At 64.2% G+C, this 15,447-nt stretch carries 16 protein-coding genes and 1 tRNA gene; 6 read left to right on the top strand and 11 right to left on the bottom strand.

What is annotated here, in order from left to right; all coding sequences use genetic code 11:
* The first annotated feature begins 24 nt into the window (after positions 1-24).
* Positions 25-732, top strand: coding sequence for an SDR family NAD(P)-dependent oxidoreductase (locus tag NLY37_RS24990; RefSeq protein WP_023742299.1), 708 nt, complete (start codon positions 25-27; stop codon positions 730-732).
* Between the two features lie 136 nt (positions 733-868).
* Here the strand turns inward: NLY37_RS24990 and NLY37_RS24985 are convergent, their stop codons facing one another.
* The 4 genes from NLY37_RS24985 to aroA all read right to left on the bottom strand — a co-directional run bounded on the left by NLY37_RS24985 (position 869) and on the right by aroA (position 6,083).
* Positions 869-1,690 (bottom strand): MOSC domain-containing protein, encoded by an 822-nt coding sequence (locus NLY37_RS24985; protein WP_023742298.1) that lies wholly within the window; start codon positions 1,688-1,690, stop codon positions 869-871.
* Between the two features lie 247 nt (positions 1,691-1,937).
* A complete protein-coding gene (gene rpsA / locus NLY37_RS24980; protein WP_023671316.1) occupies positions 1,938-3,635 on the bottom strand; it encodes a 30S ribosomal protein S1 in 1,698 nt (565 codons plus the stop codon).
* A 204-nt stretch (positions 3,636-3,839) separates the two neighbouring features.
* Entirely contained in the window at positions 3,840-4,484 is a 645-nt protein-coding gene (gene cmk, locus NLY37_RS24975; protein ID WP_023671315.1) for a (d)CMP kinase, read from the bottom strand.
* A 240-nt stretch (positions 4,485-4,724) separates the two neighbouring features.
* A complete protein-coding gene (aroA, locus tag NLY37_RS24970; RefSeq protein WP_023671314.1) occupies positions 4,725-6,083 on the bottom strand; it encodes a 3-phosphoshikimate 1-carboxyvinyltransferase in 1,359 nt (452 codons plus the stop codon).
* 206 nt (positions 6,084-6,289) lie between these two features.
* Between aroA and NLY37_RS24965 the strand changes: the two genes are divergently transcribed.
* From NLY37_RS24965 to NLY37_RS24955, 3 genes are all read left to right on the top strand, one after another.
* Positions 6,290-6,682, top strand: coding sequence for a TIGR02300 family protein (locus NLY37_RS24965; RefSeq protein ID WP_023671313.1), 393 nt, complete (start codon positions 6,290-6,292; stop codon positions 6,680-6,682).
* A gap of 173 nt (positions 6,683-6,855) precedes the next feature.
* Positions 6,856-6,931: transfer RNA gene (locus NLY37_RS24960), tRNA-Ala, on the top strand.
* A 147-nt stretch (positions 6,932-7,078) separates the two neighbouring features.
* Positions 7,079-7,414 (top strand): hypothetical protein, encoded by a 336-nt coding sequence (locus NLY37_RS24955; RefSeq protein ID WP_245259937.1) that lies wholly within the window; start codon positions 7,079-7,081, stop codon positions 7,412-7,414.
* 48 nt (positions 7,415-7,462) lie between these two features.
* On the opposite strand, the gene NLY37_RS24950 is transcribed toward NLY37_RS24955, so the two are convergent.
* Genes NLY37_RS24950 through msuE form a run of 5 tightly spaced genes read right to left on the bottom strand, consistent with a single transcriptional unit; the run spans position 7,463 to position 12,155 of the window.
* Positions 7,463-8,227, bottom strand: coding sequence for an ABC transporter ATP-binding protein (locus NLY37_RS24950; RefSeq protein WP_023671311.1), 765 nt, complete (start codon positions 8,225-8,227; stop codon positions 7,463-7,465).
* 24 nt (positions 8,228-8,251) lie between these two features.
* Complete coding sequence (locus tag NLY37_RS24945; RefSeq protein ID WP_023732650.1) at positions 8,252-9,250, bottom strand: ABC transporter substrate-binding protein; 999 nt, start codon at positions 9,248-9,250, stop codon at positions 8,252-8,254.
* Positions 9,251-9,292: 42 nt separating this feature from the next.
* The gene (locus NLY37_RS24940; protein WP_023711343.1) at positions 9,293-10,141 is read right to left on the bottom strand and encodes an ABC transporter permease; all 849 of its coding nucleotides are present in this window, start codon (positions 10,139-10,141) and stop codon (positions 9,293-9,295) included.
* A gap of 24 nt (positions 10,142-10,165) precedes the next feature.
* Positions 10,166-11,542: an LLM class flavin-dependent oxidoreductase gene (locus NLY37_RS24935; RefSeq protein WP_023683544.1), complete on the bottom strand. Its 1,377-nt coding sequence runs from the start codon at positions 11,540-11,542 to the stop codon at positions 10,166-10,168.
* Positions 11,543-11,597: 55 nt separating this feature from the next.
* Positions 11,598-12,155: an FMN reductase gene (gene msuE, locus NLY37_RS24930; protein WP_023683545.1), complete on the bottom strand. Its 558-nt coding sequence runs from the start codon at positions 12,153-12,155 to the stop codon at positions 11,598-11,600.
* 60 nt (positions 12,156-12,215) lie between these two features.
* Between msuE and NLY37_RS24925 the strand changes: the two genes are divergently transcribed.
* Together NLY37_RS24925 and NLY37_RS24920 are read left to right on the top strand one after the other, a co-directional pair.
* A complete protein-coding gene (locus NLY37_RS24925; protein WP_155923605.1) occupies positions 12,216-12,413 on the top strand; it encodes a hypothetical protein in 198 nt (65 codons plus the stop codon).
* Positions 12,414-12,495: 82 nt separating this feature from the next.
* Entirely contained in the window at positions 12,496-13,515 is a 1,020-nt protein-coding gene (locus NLY37_RS24920; RefSeq protein WP_023711345.1) for an LLM class flavin-dependent oxidoreductase, read from the top strand.
* An 81-nt stretch (positions 13,516-13,596) separates the two neighbouring features.
* On the opposite strand, the gene NLY37_RS24915 is transcribed toward NLY37_RS24920, so the two are convergent.
* Together NLY37_RS24915 and NLY37_RS24910 are read right to left on the bottom strand one after the other, a co-directional pair.
* Entirely contained in the window at positions 13,597-14,442 is an 846-nt protein-coding gene (locus NLY37_RS24915; RefSeq protein ID WP_023742297.1) for a fumarylacetoacetate hydrolase family protein, read from the bottom strand.
* A gap of 146 nt (positions 14,443-14,588) precedes the next feature.
* Positions 14,589-15,320 carry an SDR family oxidoreductase gene (locus NLY37_RS24910; protein ID WP_023693125.1) on the bottom strand — a complete coding sequence of 244 codons (732 nt, stop codon included), beginning with the start codon at positions 15,318-15,320 and terminating at the stop codon, positions 14,589-14,591.
* Between the last annotated feature and the right edge of the window lie 127 nt (positions 15,321-15,447).

Below are 15,447 nucleotides of genomic sequence, written 5' to 3'. Positions count from 1 at the left end.
TAAGAAACGACAGGAGCGTCCAGGATGACGGAAACAGTTCAGGGCAAGCATATCGTGGTGACCGGTGGCACCGGGGCGCTGGGTGCCGCGGTCGTCGGCAAATTGCTGGCGGACGGCGCGATCTGCCATGTGCCCAATGCCCACGCGTCGGCCCCCACGCATTTCCCCTTCGCGGCCCATGATCGCGTCCGGCTGGCGCACAATGTCGATCTCGCCGATCCTGCCAAGGTCGATGCCTTCTATGACAGCGTTCCCGAATTGTGGGCCTCCATCCATCTGGCCGGCGGCTTTGCCATGGCCCCCGTCGAGAAAATCGAATCCGCATCCTTTGCCGAAATGATGGACACCAACGCCCGCACCGCCTTTCTGTGCTGCCGCGCGGCAGTGCGCTCCATGTTGGGCTCGAACACAGCGGGCCGCATCGTCAATGTCACGGCACGCGCCGGGCTCGACCCGCGCCGAGGCGCCGGCATGGTCGCCTATACCGCGAGCAAAGCGGCAGTGGCGGCGATGACCGTGGCGATGGCGGAAGAGCTGAAGCACAAAGGCATACTGGTCAACGCGGTGGCGCCCTCGACGCTCGATACGCCGGCCAACCGCGCCGACATGCCGGATGCCGATTTCGGCAAATGGGTCAGCCTCGAAGCCGCCGCCGAGGCAATCGCCTATCTGGCATCACCGGCCAATCTGGCAATGAGCGGAACGCTGGCGCCACTTTACGGCCGCGCCTGAAGTTCCGCCGCGCAGGCGACTCATTTGGTTTGGCTTCCGATGGCGGCCTTTGCCGACCTCGCCTGAGTCTACAGCGGAGGTTGGCCATTCAATCATGGCGTCCGCCGACGCCTCCACGGCATTAGAAGGCCTGCGACTACGTCAGGTTCGAGACGCCCGCTTCCACGACCTCGACTGCGTCGCCGATGGCGATCGCGCCGGCGTTGTTGGGAATCGCATTCTGGCCGAAGATGATGCCGCCCTTGGCGGAGCAGTGGAGTTTGCCAAGCGTCTGCAACGGCTCGCGCGGGTCCGGCTGCTCGCCGCTCAACGGATCTCGGGTGGTGATGACGCAGCGCGAGCAGGGCTTTGCGATCCGCAACTCCACCGTGCCGATGCGGATCGTCTTCCAGCTGTCTTCAGGCCATGCGCCTTCTGCGTCGACGACGATGTTTGGCCGGAACCGCGCCATCTCGATGGGCCTGGCAAGATGGCTGTTCAGATGGTTCAGCGAGCCTGTCGTGGCGATCAGCAGCGGAAAACCGTCGGCAAAGCCGACGAAATCGCCGGGCTGGCCGAATTCCGCATCGACCGGCCGGTTTTGCGGATCGTCGAAATAGACGAGATCGACAGGCCGGCCAAGAATAGCCGAGAGATAGGCGCCGGCGGCCGGATCGCCCGGCCGCGCGGCAGCCATATCCTTCCAGATCTTGACTTGCCGGAGCGCGGTGCCGGGAGCCGGAGCCTCGACGAAGTGCGAGCCATGCCTGTCATGTTTCAACAGGATGCCCGTTCCGCGATGCTCGACGTCGATCGTCGTCATATCAGGTATCTGGCGAATGGTGAGGAACTGCCCATCCTTGTCGACGACCATCCAGCGGCGGTCGCCTTCCATGCCCATTGTCTCGATGTCGGCGCTCGGCACGGCATGGCCGCGCAGGCTCTTGACCGGATAGCGATAGAGTTCGACGACCTTCATCCCGCATGCTTCTCCGTTGCCCGAAGGGCCGGACTTCCGTGTTTACGTCTGCAACGACGGCCGAGCCTACAACCGCGCGTGTGGAATTGAAGGGGTTGCACAGTCTTAGTCTAGTGCCAATCGCGCAGCCGAGCATGAAAAACCCGCGAGCCTTGCGGCCCGCGGGTTTTCTTGTTCAGGCTGCGCGCGAGGCGCAGCCGAGGCTTACGCTTGCGCGAAGCGGCTTACGCGCTGCGCGCAAAGCGGCTTAGCTGCCCTGCTTCTTCAGCGCGGCGCCAAGGATGTCGCCCAGCGAAGCGCCGGAGTCGGTAGAGCCGTACTGTGCGACGGCTTCCTTCTCTTCGGCGATTTCCAGCGCCTTGATCGAGACCTGCAGCTTGCGGGTCTTCTTGTCGAAGGCGATGACGCGGGCGTCCAGCTTCTGGCCGACCGAGAAGCGCTCGGGGCGCTGCTCGTCACGGTCACGGCTGAGGTCGTTGCGCTTGATGAAGGTCTCTATGCCGCTGTCGACCAGCCGCACTTCCAGGCCGCCATCCTTGATGCCGGTGACTTCGCAGGTGACGACCGCGTTCTTGCGCAGTTCGCCTGAAGTCGCCGCTTCGCCGACCGTATCCTTGGCCAGCTGCTTGATGCCGAGCGAGATGCGCTCCTTGTCGATGTCGACGTCGAGCACCTGCGCCTTGACCATGTCGCCGCGATTGTACTCTTCGATGACCTGCTCGCCCGGACGGGTCCAGTCGAGGTCCGAGAGGTGCACCATGCCGTCCACGTCGCCTTCAAGGCCGATGAACAGGCCGAACTCGGTCTTGTTCTTGACCTCGCCCTCGACCTGGCTGCCGACCGGATGGCTCGCGGCAAAAGCCTGCCACGGATTCTCGAGCGTCTGCTTGAGGCCGAGCGAGATGCGGCGCTTGGCCGGATCGACCTCGAGCACGACCACGTCGACTTCCTGCGTCGTCGACAGGATCTTGCCGGGGTGCACGTTCTTCTTGGTCCACGACATTTCCGAAACGTGGATGAGGCCTTCGATGCCCGGCTCCAGCTCGACGAACGCGCCGTAGTCGGTGATGTTGGTGACGGTACCCTTGATCTTCTTGCCGATCGGGAACTTGGTGCCGATCTCGGACCACGGATCGCTCTCGAGCTGCTTCATGCCGAGCGAGATGCGGTGGGTTTCCTGGTTGATGCGGATGATCTGCACCTTGACCGTCTGACCGATGTTGAGGATCTCGGTCGGGTGGTTGACGCGGCGCCATGCCATGTCGGTGACATGCAGCAGGCCATCGATGCCGCCGAGGTCGACGAACGCACCGTAATCGGTGATGTTCTTGACGACGCCTTCGACAACCTGGCCTTCTTCGAGGTTCTGCACGATTTCCGAACGCTGTTCGGCGCGGCTTTCCTCGAGCACGGTGCGGCGCGACACCACGATGTTGCCGCGGCGGCGATCCATCTTGAGGATCTCGAAGGGCTGCGGGTTGTGCATCAGCGGAGAGACATCGCGGATCGGGCGGATATCGACCTGGCTGCGCGGCAGGAAGGCCACGGCGCCGTCGAGGTCGACGGTGAAGCCGCCCTTGACCTGGTTGAAGATGACGCCTTCGACGCGCTCACCCTTGGTGAACTTCTCTTCGAGCTTGACCCAGCTCTCTTCGCGGCGGGCCTTGTCGCGCGACAGGACGGCTTCGCCCAGCGCGTTTTCGATGCGCTCGACCATGACCTCGACCGTGTCGCCGACCTTGAGCGTCGAGTCCTTGCCCTTGACGCCGAATTCCTTCAGCGGCACGCGGCCTTCGACCTTGAGGCCGACATCGATGATGGCCATGTCTTTTTCGATCGCCAGGATCGTGCCCTTGACGACCTGACCTTCGCCGGAGTGACCGGTGGTAAATGATTCTTCGAGCAGGCTCGCGAAATCGTCGCGAGTGGGATTTGCAGCTGACATATTTTCTCCTGGAGTGCCCCGCATCTGAAGCGGGACGGGCGCCGTGGGTTAGCGTTGCGTTGGCCTGCCGGCGTTCCGGGCTACAAAAGCCCTGGGCCGCCTAAGCGGCAATTCCGGCGCATGAAGAATGCTGGCAGGCTGGTTCGTGCCCGATATGGGTATTTTCTTCGCTTCCGGCAATCGGTGGAGCGGGAAAACCCTGGATCAGGCTTTGTCTCTCTTGGCCAGGGCGTCGTCGATGATCGCTTTGGCCGCCAGAAACGCGGCCTCTATAGCCATTTCGGAGGTATCAAGCAAGTGCGCGTCCGCCGCCGGCTTCAGCGGCGAGTCGGCGCGGCCCATGTCGCGCTCGTCGCGGCGCACAATATCGGCAAGAATTTCGGCGAAATCGGCGGTGCCGCCGATGCTTTCGATCTCGGCCAGCCGGCGCTGCGCCCGCACTTCGGCGCTCGCCGTCACATAGAGCTTTATGTCGGCGTCAGGGCACACAACCGTGCCGATGTCGCGCCCGTCGAGCACCGCGCCTGGCGGTGTCCTGGCGAAATCGCGCTGCTTTTCGACCAGGATGCGCCGGACGGTAGGGTAAATCGCGACCTTCGAGGCCGCCTCGCCAACCGCATGCGCCGACAGCACCGCACGGTCGAGCTTTGCCAGATCGACCTGGCGTGCGGCGGTTTCGGCTGCTGAGACATTGTCGAGTGGCAGCGCGTGCCGGATCAACGCATAGGCGACGGCGCGGTAGGTGAGGCCGGTGTCGAGCAGGTTGAGGCGGTAGTGGTCGGCCAGCCGTCGGGCCAGCGTGCCTTTGCCGGCGCCGGCGGGACCGTCGATGGCGATGGTGAAGGTCATTGGCGGGCCAACACGAAAGACAGACGCCGCGATCCTTCGCGCCCCCCTCTGTCCTGCCGGACATCTCCCCCTCCAGAGGGGAGATCAGAAGCTTCTGCGCCCCACTCTTTCCTGCAATTTCGAAAACTGGCGAAAGCCGCTGTGACGGCCGATCTCCCCCCTTGAGGGGGAGATGTCCGGCAGGACAGAGGGGGGCGCTGTCCCGCCGACATCTCTGCTTGCTTTGCGCTTGGCATCAACCTACCCGATCTCCGCACCGAGCCCCGTCATCAGACCCATGAACTCCGGGAAACTCGTCGCGATCATGGCGGCGTCGTCGATGGTCACCGGCTTTTCCGTTGCCAGCCCCATTACCAGGAAGCTCATGGCGATACGATGGTCGAGATGCGTCTGCACCGTCGTGTCCTGGCCATTGGGATGGCCGCCCAGCCCCTTGCCGCCGGGCTTTCCGCGCACCGCGAGCGAAGCTTCGCCTTCGGCGCAGTCGACGCCGTTGAGCTTCAGCCCATTGGCAACCGCTGCCAGTCGGTCGGATTCCTTCACCCGCAGCTCTTCCAGCCCCTGCATCAACGTCTCGCCCTCGGCGAAGCTCGCGGCAACCGCCAGCACCGGATATTCGTCGATCATAGACGGCGCCCGCTCGGGCGGCACGGTGACGCCCTTGAGCTCGGAGTAGCGCACGCGCAGATCGGCAACATCCTCGCCGCCGGCATTGCGCGGGTTCAAGATGTCGATCTGGCCGCCCATTTCCTGCAACGTTAGAAGCAGGCCGGTGCGGGTGGGGTTCATCAGCACGTTCTCGATGACGATGTCCGAACCCGGCACGATCAGTGCCGCGACCAGCGGGAAGCCGGCCGAGGAGGGGTCGCCGGGCACGGCGATGGTCTGCCCCGTCAATTTGCCCTGGCCCTCGATGAAGATGTGGCGCACGCCGCGCTCGTCGGTCTCGACCGAGAGATTGGCGCCAAATCCCCTAAGCATCTTTTCGGTATGATCGCGCGTCATCACCGGTTCGATCACGGTGGTGATGCCGGGCGTGTTGAGGCCTGCCAGCAGCACGGCCGACTTCACCTGCGCCGAGGCCATCGGCACGCGGTAGGTAATGGGTGCGGCGTGTTTCGGCCCATGCAGCGTGATCGGCATGCGGTCGCCCGGCGTCGCCTTCAGCACCTGCACGCCCATCTGGCGCAAGGGTTCGAGCACGCGGCCCATCGGCCGTCCCGACAGCGATGCGTCGCCGATGAAGGTCGTTTCCATGTCGTAAGTGCCGACGAGGCCCATTGTGAGGCGGGAGCCGGTACCGGCATTGCCGAAATCGAGCGGGCCTTCCGGCTGCAGCAGCGCGCCATTGCCGGTGCCGCGGATCACCCACTCGGCGCCGCGCTTCTCGATATGCGCGCCCATCGCCTTCATGGCGGCCGCCGTGCGCATCACATCCTCGCCTTCGAGCAGGCCGGTGACGCGGGTTTCGCCGGAGGCAAGGCCGCCGAACATCATGGAACGGTGCGAAATCGACTTGTCGCCCGGCACGCGAGCGGTGCCGGAAAGGGCGGATGATTTGCGGGCGGTGGCCGGCTTGGCAGCGGCGGCGTGAGACATGGAATTTCCCTGGACGGAATGCCGGCGCACCGGCGCTTTTCATTTGTTGCGGCGGTCTCGTATCACGGCGGGCACGAATGGTCATCCCCATGGTCGTCGCTTGGCGCGAGGCCTTTCAGTGCTTGGTTTTGTGACGCCGGCTTTTCGCTTTGACAGCGCGGTAAACTGTGGTTAAGGGGACCACTCTTTTACTGACGAGGCTTGACGTGGCAAAAAACGAACTTGGCACAAAGCGTGTCGACCCTGAAACGGGCCGAAAATTCTACGACCTGAACAAGGACCCTGTCGTCTCGCCCTATACGGGCAAGACGTATCCGCGTTCCTATTTCGAGGACGGCAAGATCGCCGCCCTCGAAGAGGAAGAGGAAGTGGCCGAGAAGGAAGTGGACGCCGAGGAAGAAGAAGGCGTTGAAGTCGTCTCGCTTGAAGAGGCCGACGAAGACGTCAAGGCCGGCGACGAGCTTCCCGACCTGGGCGACGACGAGGACGATGTCGATCTAGGCGACGATGAGGACGATACTTTCCTTGCCGACGAAGAGGAAGAAGACGACGATGTCGCCGACATGATCGGCGTCGGCGACGACGACGACGAAGTCTAAGAACGCTTCGAACGCATGCATTTAGCGGCGTTCACGGGCTATGACGAAAAAGCGGCCCTCGAAGGCTTGATCTTCAGGGAAGGCGGGGTTAGAAGCCGCCTGCACTAAACGGCGCGGTCCTGAAACCCGCGCCGGACCTCTCGCCGGCAACGGCGACGGCTGACTGCCGGAGTGGGGCCATAGCTCAGTTGGGAGAGCGCTTGAATGGCATTCAAGAGGTCGTCGGTTCGATCCCGATTGGCTCCACCAAACAGTCTCTTTCCGACGCTCGGTTTCGCGGCATTCATGCTTGTCGCCTGCCAGTCGGCGCCTGAACCATCATCGCCGCCCGCACCTCAGCCCATGGAGCCTGCCGCGATCTCTGCTCCTGATGGTGCGGCGGTCCTCGATCCATCCGTGCGGGTTATGCCGCCCGGCGAAGGCGTCCCGGCCAAATATGTCGCGTTTTCCGGCATATGGGGCGGACAGCTGGACGGGATGTATGACGGCAAGCTCGCCGTGCTGACGATTACGCGCGGCGGCAATGTCACCGCCACCTATGCCTGGGGCGATGTCGCCGACAACAAACCGGGCGTGGCCGACGGCGAAGGCAAGATTTTCGGCAACACGTTGAAACTGCGGCGCCTTCCCAATGGCGCGGACGTCAGCGCGGTCATTCAGGCGGACGGAACGCTGGCCGTCACCTATGGGCTTGCCGACCGAACCTATACGGGCACGTTCACCAAGCAATAATCGCGAGAGCTAATCTTCCGGGGGAGCCACGGCTGGCCCCTTCCCCGATCAGTGCAGGCCGAATTCGCGCAGCAGTTCTTCGCGATAGCGCACGAAGCGGCTCTCGCTGCGCTCGCGCGGGCGTGGCAGGTCGATGTCGATCAACCGCGCCGCGCCGCCTTTCTCCTTGGGCAGGATCAGCACCCGGTCGGCAAGATAGATCGCCTCCTCCAGATCGTGGGTGACCATCACCATGGTGACGTTCTCCTCGCTCCAGATGCGCGCCAGTTCCTCCTGCATGCCTATCTTGGTCATGGCGTCCAGCGCCCCCAGCGGCTCGTCGAGCAGAAGGATTTCGGGCTGCACGGTGAGCGCCCGGGCGATGCCGACGCGCTGCGCCATGCCGCCGGAAAGCTGGCTCGGAAAAGCATCCGCGAATTCAGCAAGACCGACCAGTGCGACGTAGAAGCGGGCGCGTTCCTCGGCCTGCCTCTTGGGAACACCGCGCACTTCGAGGCCGAACGCGACATTGCCGAGCACGCTGAGCCACGGCAGCAGCCGCGGCTCCTGGAAAATCACGGCACGCTCGGCGCCGACGCCATGCACCGGCTGGCCGTCGATCGCGACACCGCCGCTGTCGGCCGCCTCCAGCCCGGCCAGAATACGCAGCAGCGTGGTCTTGCCGGAGCCGCTGGCGCCGACGATGACCAGGCATTCCCCCGAACGAATGTCGAGGTTGAGCGTCCGCAGCACGGCAAGCTGGCGCCCGCCGAGGCTGAAGGATTTGGACAGGTCGCGGATCGAGACCTCTCCGCCACGGTTGGAACCGGCCATCTTGTCTCTCAGCTATTTCAAAGCTCAGTTGATCTTGGTTTCGCCGGGCCGGTACAGGATGTCGGCGGCTTTCAGCTTGCCCTTGGCTAGACGGCCGTCGCGCTCCAGCACGGCGACCCAGAAGTCGATGTCGCGATCGGTCGCCTGCGCACCTTCGCGCAGACCAAAGCCGGTCCAGTAGCGGGCGAGATCGCCGTTTTCGCCGCGCTTGTCGAGGATAGTGGCCAGCACCTTGCGGGCTTCGTCCGGGTTCTGGCGCGACCAGTCCGAGGCGCGCGCCGACTGTTCGACGAAGTTGCGCGCCGCATCCGGGTTGGCGGCAATGAAGTCGCGCCTGAGTACGACGAAGCCGCCGGCGAGTTCGCCGAGCACCTGGGTGTCGTCGAACACGCCGCGCACGCCGCCGTTGGCGACCAGCGCGCCGGCAAAGGTCGCCTGCCAGTAGCCGAGGCCGGCAATGTCGACCTGGCGCGAGCGCAGCGTCTGCTCAAGCTGCGGGCCGGGCACGACAATGAGGTTGGCGGCGGTCGGCGGCAGGCCGACGCTGTGCAGGGCCTCACGCACCGTATAGTCGAGATGAGCGCCGAGCGTGTTGACCGAGATGGTCTTGCCGGCAATGTCGGCGATCGATTTGATCGGGCTGTCTTCCAGCACGTAGAAGACGCTCTTCACATCCTTGTTGATGCCGTTGCTCGGATACGCCGCGACGAAGTCGTTGCCGCCGGAGATCGAGTTGATCACCGCCGCGGTGGCGGCCGAGCCGATGTCGACGCTGCCGGAAGACAGCGCAAACAGCGATTCCGGTCCACCCGAGGAATAGCCGACATTCTCCAGCTCGACGCCGAGCCCTTTGAAGTAGCCAAGCTCGTCGGCCAGCTCGTGCGGGGAGATGCTGCCACGGCTGGCGAGGTAGCGGAACTTGACGGCTGCGGCTTGCGCAAAGGCCATGCGCGGCAGGCCGGCGGCGATGAGGCCGGCGGCAAGCGGCGCGCCGGCAAGCAGCGAACGGCGGGTGATTTTCATGATCGGGTCCTTCCTGGAGGTAAACGGTGAGGGGCGGACTGCTCAGTTGACAGGATTGCTCCAGCGACAGAGCCGCCGCTGCAGGGTGACCAATGCCTGGTTGGCGATCAGGCCAAGCCCGGCGAGGATGACGATTGCCGCAAACATCAGCGGGATCTGGAAATTGTACTGCGCGTTCATCACCTGGAAGCCGATGCCCTTGTTGGCACCGATCATCTCGGACGCGATCAGCAGCAGCAGCGCCGTGGTGGCGCTCAGCCGCAAGCCGACGAAGATCGACGGCACGGCGCCCGGCAGTACGACGCGGCGAAACACGGTGAGCCGGCTCGCACCATAGACGCGCGCCATTTCAAGCAGCTTGGGATCGACTTCCTTGACGCCGCTGGTGGTGTTGAGCAGCAGCGGAAACAGCGTCGCCCAGAAGATGACGAAGATCTTCGAGGTCTCGCCAAGTCCCAAGAGCAGGATGAACACCGGATAGAGCGCCAGCGCCGACGTCTGCCGGAACACCTGCAGGATCGGATCGAGCGCGGTTTCGACCGGGCGCACCTGGCCCATGAACAGGCCGAGCGGAATGGCAACGGCGACAGCCGCCGCAAAGGCGATGCCGGCGCGTTGCAGGCTGATGGCGATGTCGCCGAGCAGGCTGCCGCCGGCAAGCCCCTTCCAGAGTGCGACGACGATCATGTCGATCGGCGGCAGCACCGCCGCGTTGACCCAGCCGACGCTGCTCGCCACCTGCCAGAGCGCCAGGAAGCCGGCAAGCACGCCGTAGCGCTTCAGGAAGCGAACAGCCGCCTTGCTGCCGAGGTTCAGGAAGTCGGTGCCGAGCCCGGTTTCGCCACCACTGCGGCGAACCGTGATCTGCCGATCGATGTGCTGCAGCGTCATTGCTTCACCCCTTCGATGCCAAGGTCATTCGGCGGCAAGGACGGTCGAGCGGGCGACGGTCCATGGATTTTCCGGGCGCCTGAGGCCGAGATTCTCGCGCAGCGTGCGGCCTTCGTAAGCCGTGCGGAACAGGCCGCGCCGTTGCAGTTCGGGAATGACCAGGTCGACGAAATCGTCGAGCGCGCCGGGCAGCCAAGGCGGCAGGATGTTGAAGCCGTCAGCCGCCTCGCTGGTGAACCATTCCTCCAGCTGATCGGCGACCTGCGTGACGCTGCCGACGATGGTGTAGTGGCCGCGCGCCGTCGCTACCCATTGGTAAAGCTGGCGGATGCTGAAATTGTGCTCGTCGGCAATCTGCCGGATCAGCGCCTGGCGGCTCTTCATGCCTTCGGTTTCCTTGCTCGGCGGCAACGGGCCGTCGAGCGGATAGCCCCTGATGTCGAGCGTCTGGCCGGCAAGACCGTTGAGGAGCGCAACACCGTCCTCGGGCAGGATAAGGTCGTTGAGCTGTTGGTATTTGGCGCGGGCCTCGTCCTCGGTGCGGCCGACGAAGGGCGCGACGCCCGGCATGATCAGCACTTGGTCGGGATCGCGGCCGACTTCAGCCACGCGCGCCTTGATGTCGCGGTAGAATTCCTGCGCCGTCTCGAGCTTCTGATGGGCGGTGAAGATGACCTCGGCCGAGTGCGCGGCAAGCCCGCGTCCGTCTTCCGACTGCCCGGCCTGTACGACAACCGGATGCCCCTGCACCGGGCGCGGCACGTTGAGCGGACCCTTGACGCTGAAATGCTCGCCCTTGTGGTCGATGTCGTGCAATCTGTCCTTGTCGTAGAAACGGCCCGACTGCTTGTCGCGGATGAAGGCGTCATCCTCCCAGCTGTCCCACAGCGCCTTGACCGTCTCGACATGCTCATGCGCCCTGGCATAGCGCTCGGCATGGCTGGGCTGGACGTCGCGGTTGAAATTGCGTGCCGTTTCGTCGCCGGCCGAGGTCACCACGTTCCAGCCGGCGCGGCCGTTCGACAACAGGTCGAGCGAAGCGAATTTGCGCGCCAGCGTGTAAGGCTCCTCATAAGTGGTGGACGCCGTTGCGATGAAGCCGAGATGCGTCGTCAGCGGCGCCAGCGCCGCAAACAGCGTCACCGGCTCGAAGCCGGCGATCTTGGCGTTGCCGCCCTCGCGGGCGCCGAGGCCGACGGTCAGGTTGTCGGCCAGGAAATAGGCGTCGAACAGGCCGCGCTCGGCGGTCAGCGCCAGCTGCTTGTGGAACTCGAAATTGGTGGCGCCGTCGGCCGGCGCATCGGGATGACGCCAGGCGGCGATATGCTGCCCGCCGCCGGGCAGGAAAGCGCCTAGCTTGATCTGCCGCGGCCTGCTATCGGACTTGCTGGCTCGAGTCATTGCAGGCGTCCTTCTGGTCTATGCGGGATGGAATATTGCGTCGCGGATCGTGGTTTCAGGCGGCAAGGACGACGCTGTAGGGCACGCCGGCCACCCGGCATGCCTCGGCGACCGCCTGCCGGGCTCGCGCCTTGACTGCCTCTGACACCAGCACGCCATCTGCAAAGTCCTTGTCCGAGGCGTAGATCGCGGTCGGCAGGGTCTGCGCCTCGAAGAAGCCGAACAACGGCCGCAACTGGTGTTCGACGACAAGCGAATGACGCTCGCCGCCGCCTGTTGCCGCCAGGATGATCGGCTTGCCGCGCAGTGACGACGGGTCGAGCAGGTCGAAGAAGTGCTTGAACAGCCCGGTGTAGCTGCCCTTGAAGGTCGGGGAGCCGACCACCAGCACGTCGGCGCCGAGCAGCTGCTCGATAATACCGCGCGCCGCCGGATCGAGATCGCCAAGCTGTCTTGCAGGCGCAAAGGACGGGCCGAGATCCTCGATGTCGAAAACGCTCAAAGCCGAGCCGGCCCGGCTCGCCACCTCACCGGCGATGTGGCTGACGAATGCCTTCGTCTTGGACGGACGGGTCAGGTTGCCGGACAACCCCACCACCAGCTTTTTTGACATCCGAGGCTCCTTCTCGCAAACGCACTATCCGCATTAAGCCTACCGATTTTGTAGAATTAAATGAGCGAGAAGATTTCAAAACCGGGCTCTGAAGCGAATGGAGTTTGCGGTACATCGCCTTTGGTTGGTTCATTTGGCCCCAAAAGCGCCGCGGCAGATGCTGACGCGGTCGCGCAGGGCATCGCCGGGGACCATGGCCTTGGTCCTTTGCGCACCGATGGGTATCGTCGCGAAACCGTCAAGGGCCGGCGGCATTGACACTGCGTTGTGTCAGTGTCGATTGAACCCGATCGCGTGGGCGACGAAGTAGGCAACTGCAATCAAAGAACAGGATACGCGCATGAAGAAGATCGGCTTTCTTTCCTTCGGCCATTGGTCGCCCTCGTTGCAATCGCAGACGCGCTCGGCGTCCGACGCGCTGCTGCAGTCGATCGACCTGGCCGTCGCCGCCGAGGAGCTGGGCGCGGACGGCGCCTATTTCCGCGTCCATCATTTTGCCCGCCAGCTCGCTTCGCCGTTTCCGCTTCTGGCCGCGGTCGGCGCCCGCACCAGCCGCATCGAGATCGGCACCGCCGTCATCGACATGCGCTATGAGAATCCGCTGTATATGGCCGAGGATGCGGGTGCTGCCGACCTGATCGCCGGTGGCCGGCTGCAGCTTGGCATCAGCCGCGGTTCGCCGGAGCAGGTGATCGACGGCTGGCGCTACTTCGGCTACGTGCCGCAGGACGGCAAAAGCGATGCCGACATGGCGCGCAATCATGCCGAGGTTTTCCTGAATGTGCTGCACGGCGAAGGTTTCGCGCAACCCAATCCGCGGCCGATGTTCCCCAATCCTCCGGGAATGCTGCGGCTCGAGCCATTCTCGGCCGGCCTGCGCGACCGGATCTGGTGGGGCGCCGCTACCAACGCGACCGCCGAATGGGCGGGCAAGCTCGGCATGAACCTGCAAAGTTCGACGCTGAAGTTCGATGAGGGCGGCCAGCCGCTCCACATCCAGCAGGCCGAACAGATCCGCGCCTATCGCGCGGCGTGGAAGGCGGCCGACCACACACGCGAGCCGCGCGTGTCGGTCAGCCGCAGCATCTTTGCGCTGGTGAACGACCGCGACCGCGCCTATTTCGGCGGCGGCAGCAGCGAAGATCATTTCGGCTATATCGAGCCTGAGAAGCTTGCCGTCTTCGGCCGCTCCTATGCCGCGGAGCCCGATGTGCTGATCGATCAGCTGAAAGAGGACGAAGCGATCGCCGAGGCCGACACGCTGCTTCTGACCGTCCCCAACCAGCTTGGCGTCGAGTACAACGCCCACGTCATCGAGGCGATCCTGAAGCACGTCGCGCCGGCTCTGGGCTGGCGCTGACAAGAGGCGCCAGCCGCCCAGCAAACAAAGAGATAGACCGTTTCGCCGGCAAACGGTGAAACGCTCTAAGGGAAGAGGCGGCTAGGCATCCGCCTTGAAGGTCTGCTTCTGCTGGCCGAGCCCCTCGATGCCCAGTTCCACCACATCGCCGGGCTTCAGGAACACCGGCGGCTTCATGCCGAGACCGACGCCGGGCGGGGTGCCGGTGGAGATGATGTCGCCAGGATGCAGCGACATGAACTGGCTGAGATAGGAAACGAGATAGGCGACGCCGTAGACCATGGTCCTGGTCGAGCCGTTCTGCATCGTCTTGCCGTTGACCGTCAGCCACATTTTGAGGTTCTGCGGATCGGCAACCTCGTCCTTGGTGACAAGCCACGGCCCGGTCGGACCGAACGTGTCGCAGCTCTTGCCCTTGGTCCACTGGCCCTGGCGCTCGGCCTGGAAGGCTCGCTCGGACACGTCATGGGCAACGGCATAGCCGGCGACATAATCCAGCGCCTCGGCTTCGGTGACGTATTTGGCTTTTCTGCCGATGACCACGGCGAGTTCAACCTCCCAGTCGGTCTTTTCCGAGCCGCGCGGGATCAGCACATCATCGTCGGGACCGACGATGGCCGAGCTCGCCTTCATGAAGATGATCGGCTCCGGCGGCACGGCGGCGCCGGTTTCGGCGGCATGGTCGGAATAATTCAGGCCGATGCAGATGAACTTGCCGGTGCCGGCGACGCAGGCGCCGAGGCGCGGCTTGCCGGAAACCGCCGGCAGCGAGTTCGGATCGAGCTTCGACAATGTCTCGAGCGACGCCGGATCGAGCGCCTTGCCGGCAATGTCGGCGACATGACCCGAAAGATCGCGGATCGTTCCATCCGCATCGAGCAGGCCGGGGCGTTCGCTCCCTATCTCGCCATAGCGCAGCAGTTTCATCTTGCTCTCCAAATTGCGGCCCAAGGCCGTTTTCAAAACTCGCTCCGCCAAGCGATGACTGGGCGGACTCTGGCTATCGGACCCGACCTGGGGCAAGCCGGACTTTAGAACTGTTCGAGCCTGGACCTGCGGATCGAGGCTATTGCTCAGATCGACCAGCCGCCGTCGATATTATAGGCCTGGCCTGAGGTGTACGTGGCGCCGGCGAGGTAGACGGCAAGGTCGGCGATTTCCTCGGGCGTGCCGAGACGGCCCATCGGCTGGCGGGCAATGAAGGCCGCGCGGGCCGCCTCGTAATCGCCCTGCGCATGCATGCGGTCCTGCAGCGACGGGCTCTCGACGGTGCCGGGGCAGATGGCGTTGCAGCGAATGCCCTTGGCGACATAGTCCGCGGCAACCGCCTTGGTGAGACCGATCACGGCCGCCTTGGAGACGCCATAGGCGAAGCGGTTGGGCACGCCCTTGCCGGCGCCGGCGACGGACGACATGTTGATGATCGAACCATCGCCGCGTTCCAGCATGCCGGGCAGTACGGCCCGAATGGTTCGGATCATGGCGCGGACATTGAGGTTGAAGGCGAAGTCGAGATCGGCATCCTTCATCTCGAGGATCGAGCCGGAATGAACGAAGCCAGCGCAGTTGAACAGCACGTCGACGCGGCCGATTTCAGCGAAGCCCGATGTGACGGCATCATCGTTGAGGACGTCGAGCTTGCGGGTCTTGATGCCGGAGGTCTTGGCGAGTTCGGCCAGCAGCGCCTCGTTGATGTCGGTGGCGTGCACGACGGCGCCTGCCTTGGCGAAGGCCAATGCGCTCGCCCTGCCGATGCCTTGCGCCGCCGCCGTGACGACAACGACCTTGCCTGCCAGATCCGCCATGCGTTTCTCCTCGCCCTCTTTGGCCACTTCTCGGCCCGATTTAATGCCGGCTGACCGGGGCGTCCTGTGCCAGACAGGCGAGACTATGCGGCCTGCACAATCCATCAGTCCAAAATAACAAATGTTT

Origin of the sequence: Mesorhizobium sp. C395A, from assembly GCF_030323205.1 — a bacterium.
Lineage (GTDB): Bacteria > Pseudomonadota > Alphaproteobacteria > Rhizobiales > Rhizobiaceae > Mesorhizobium.
Note: the sequence above shows the minus strand (reverse complement) of the source record. Positions and strands in the feature narration are given on the sequence as shown.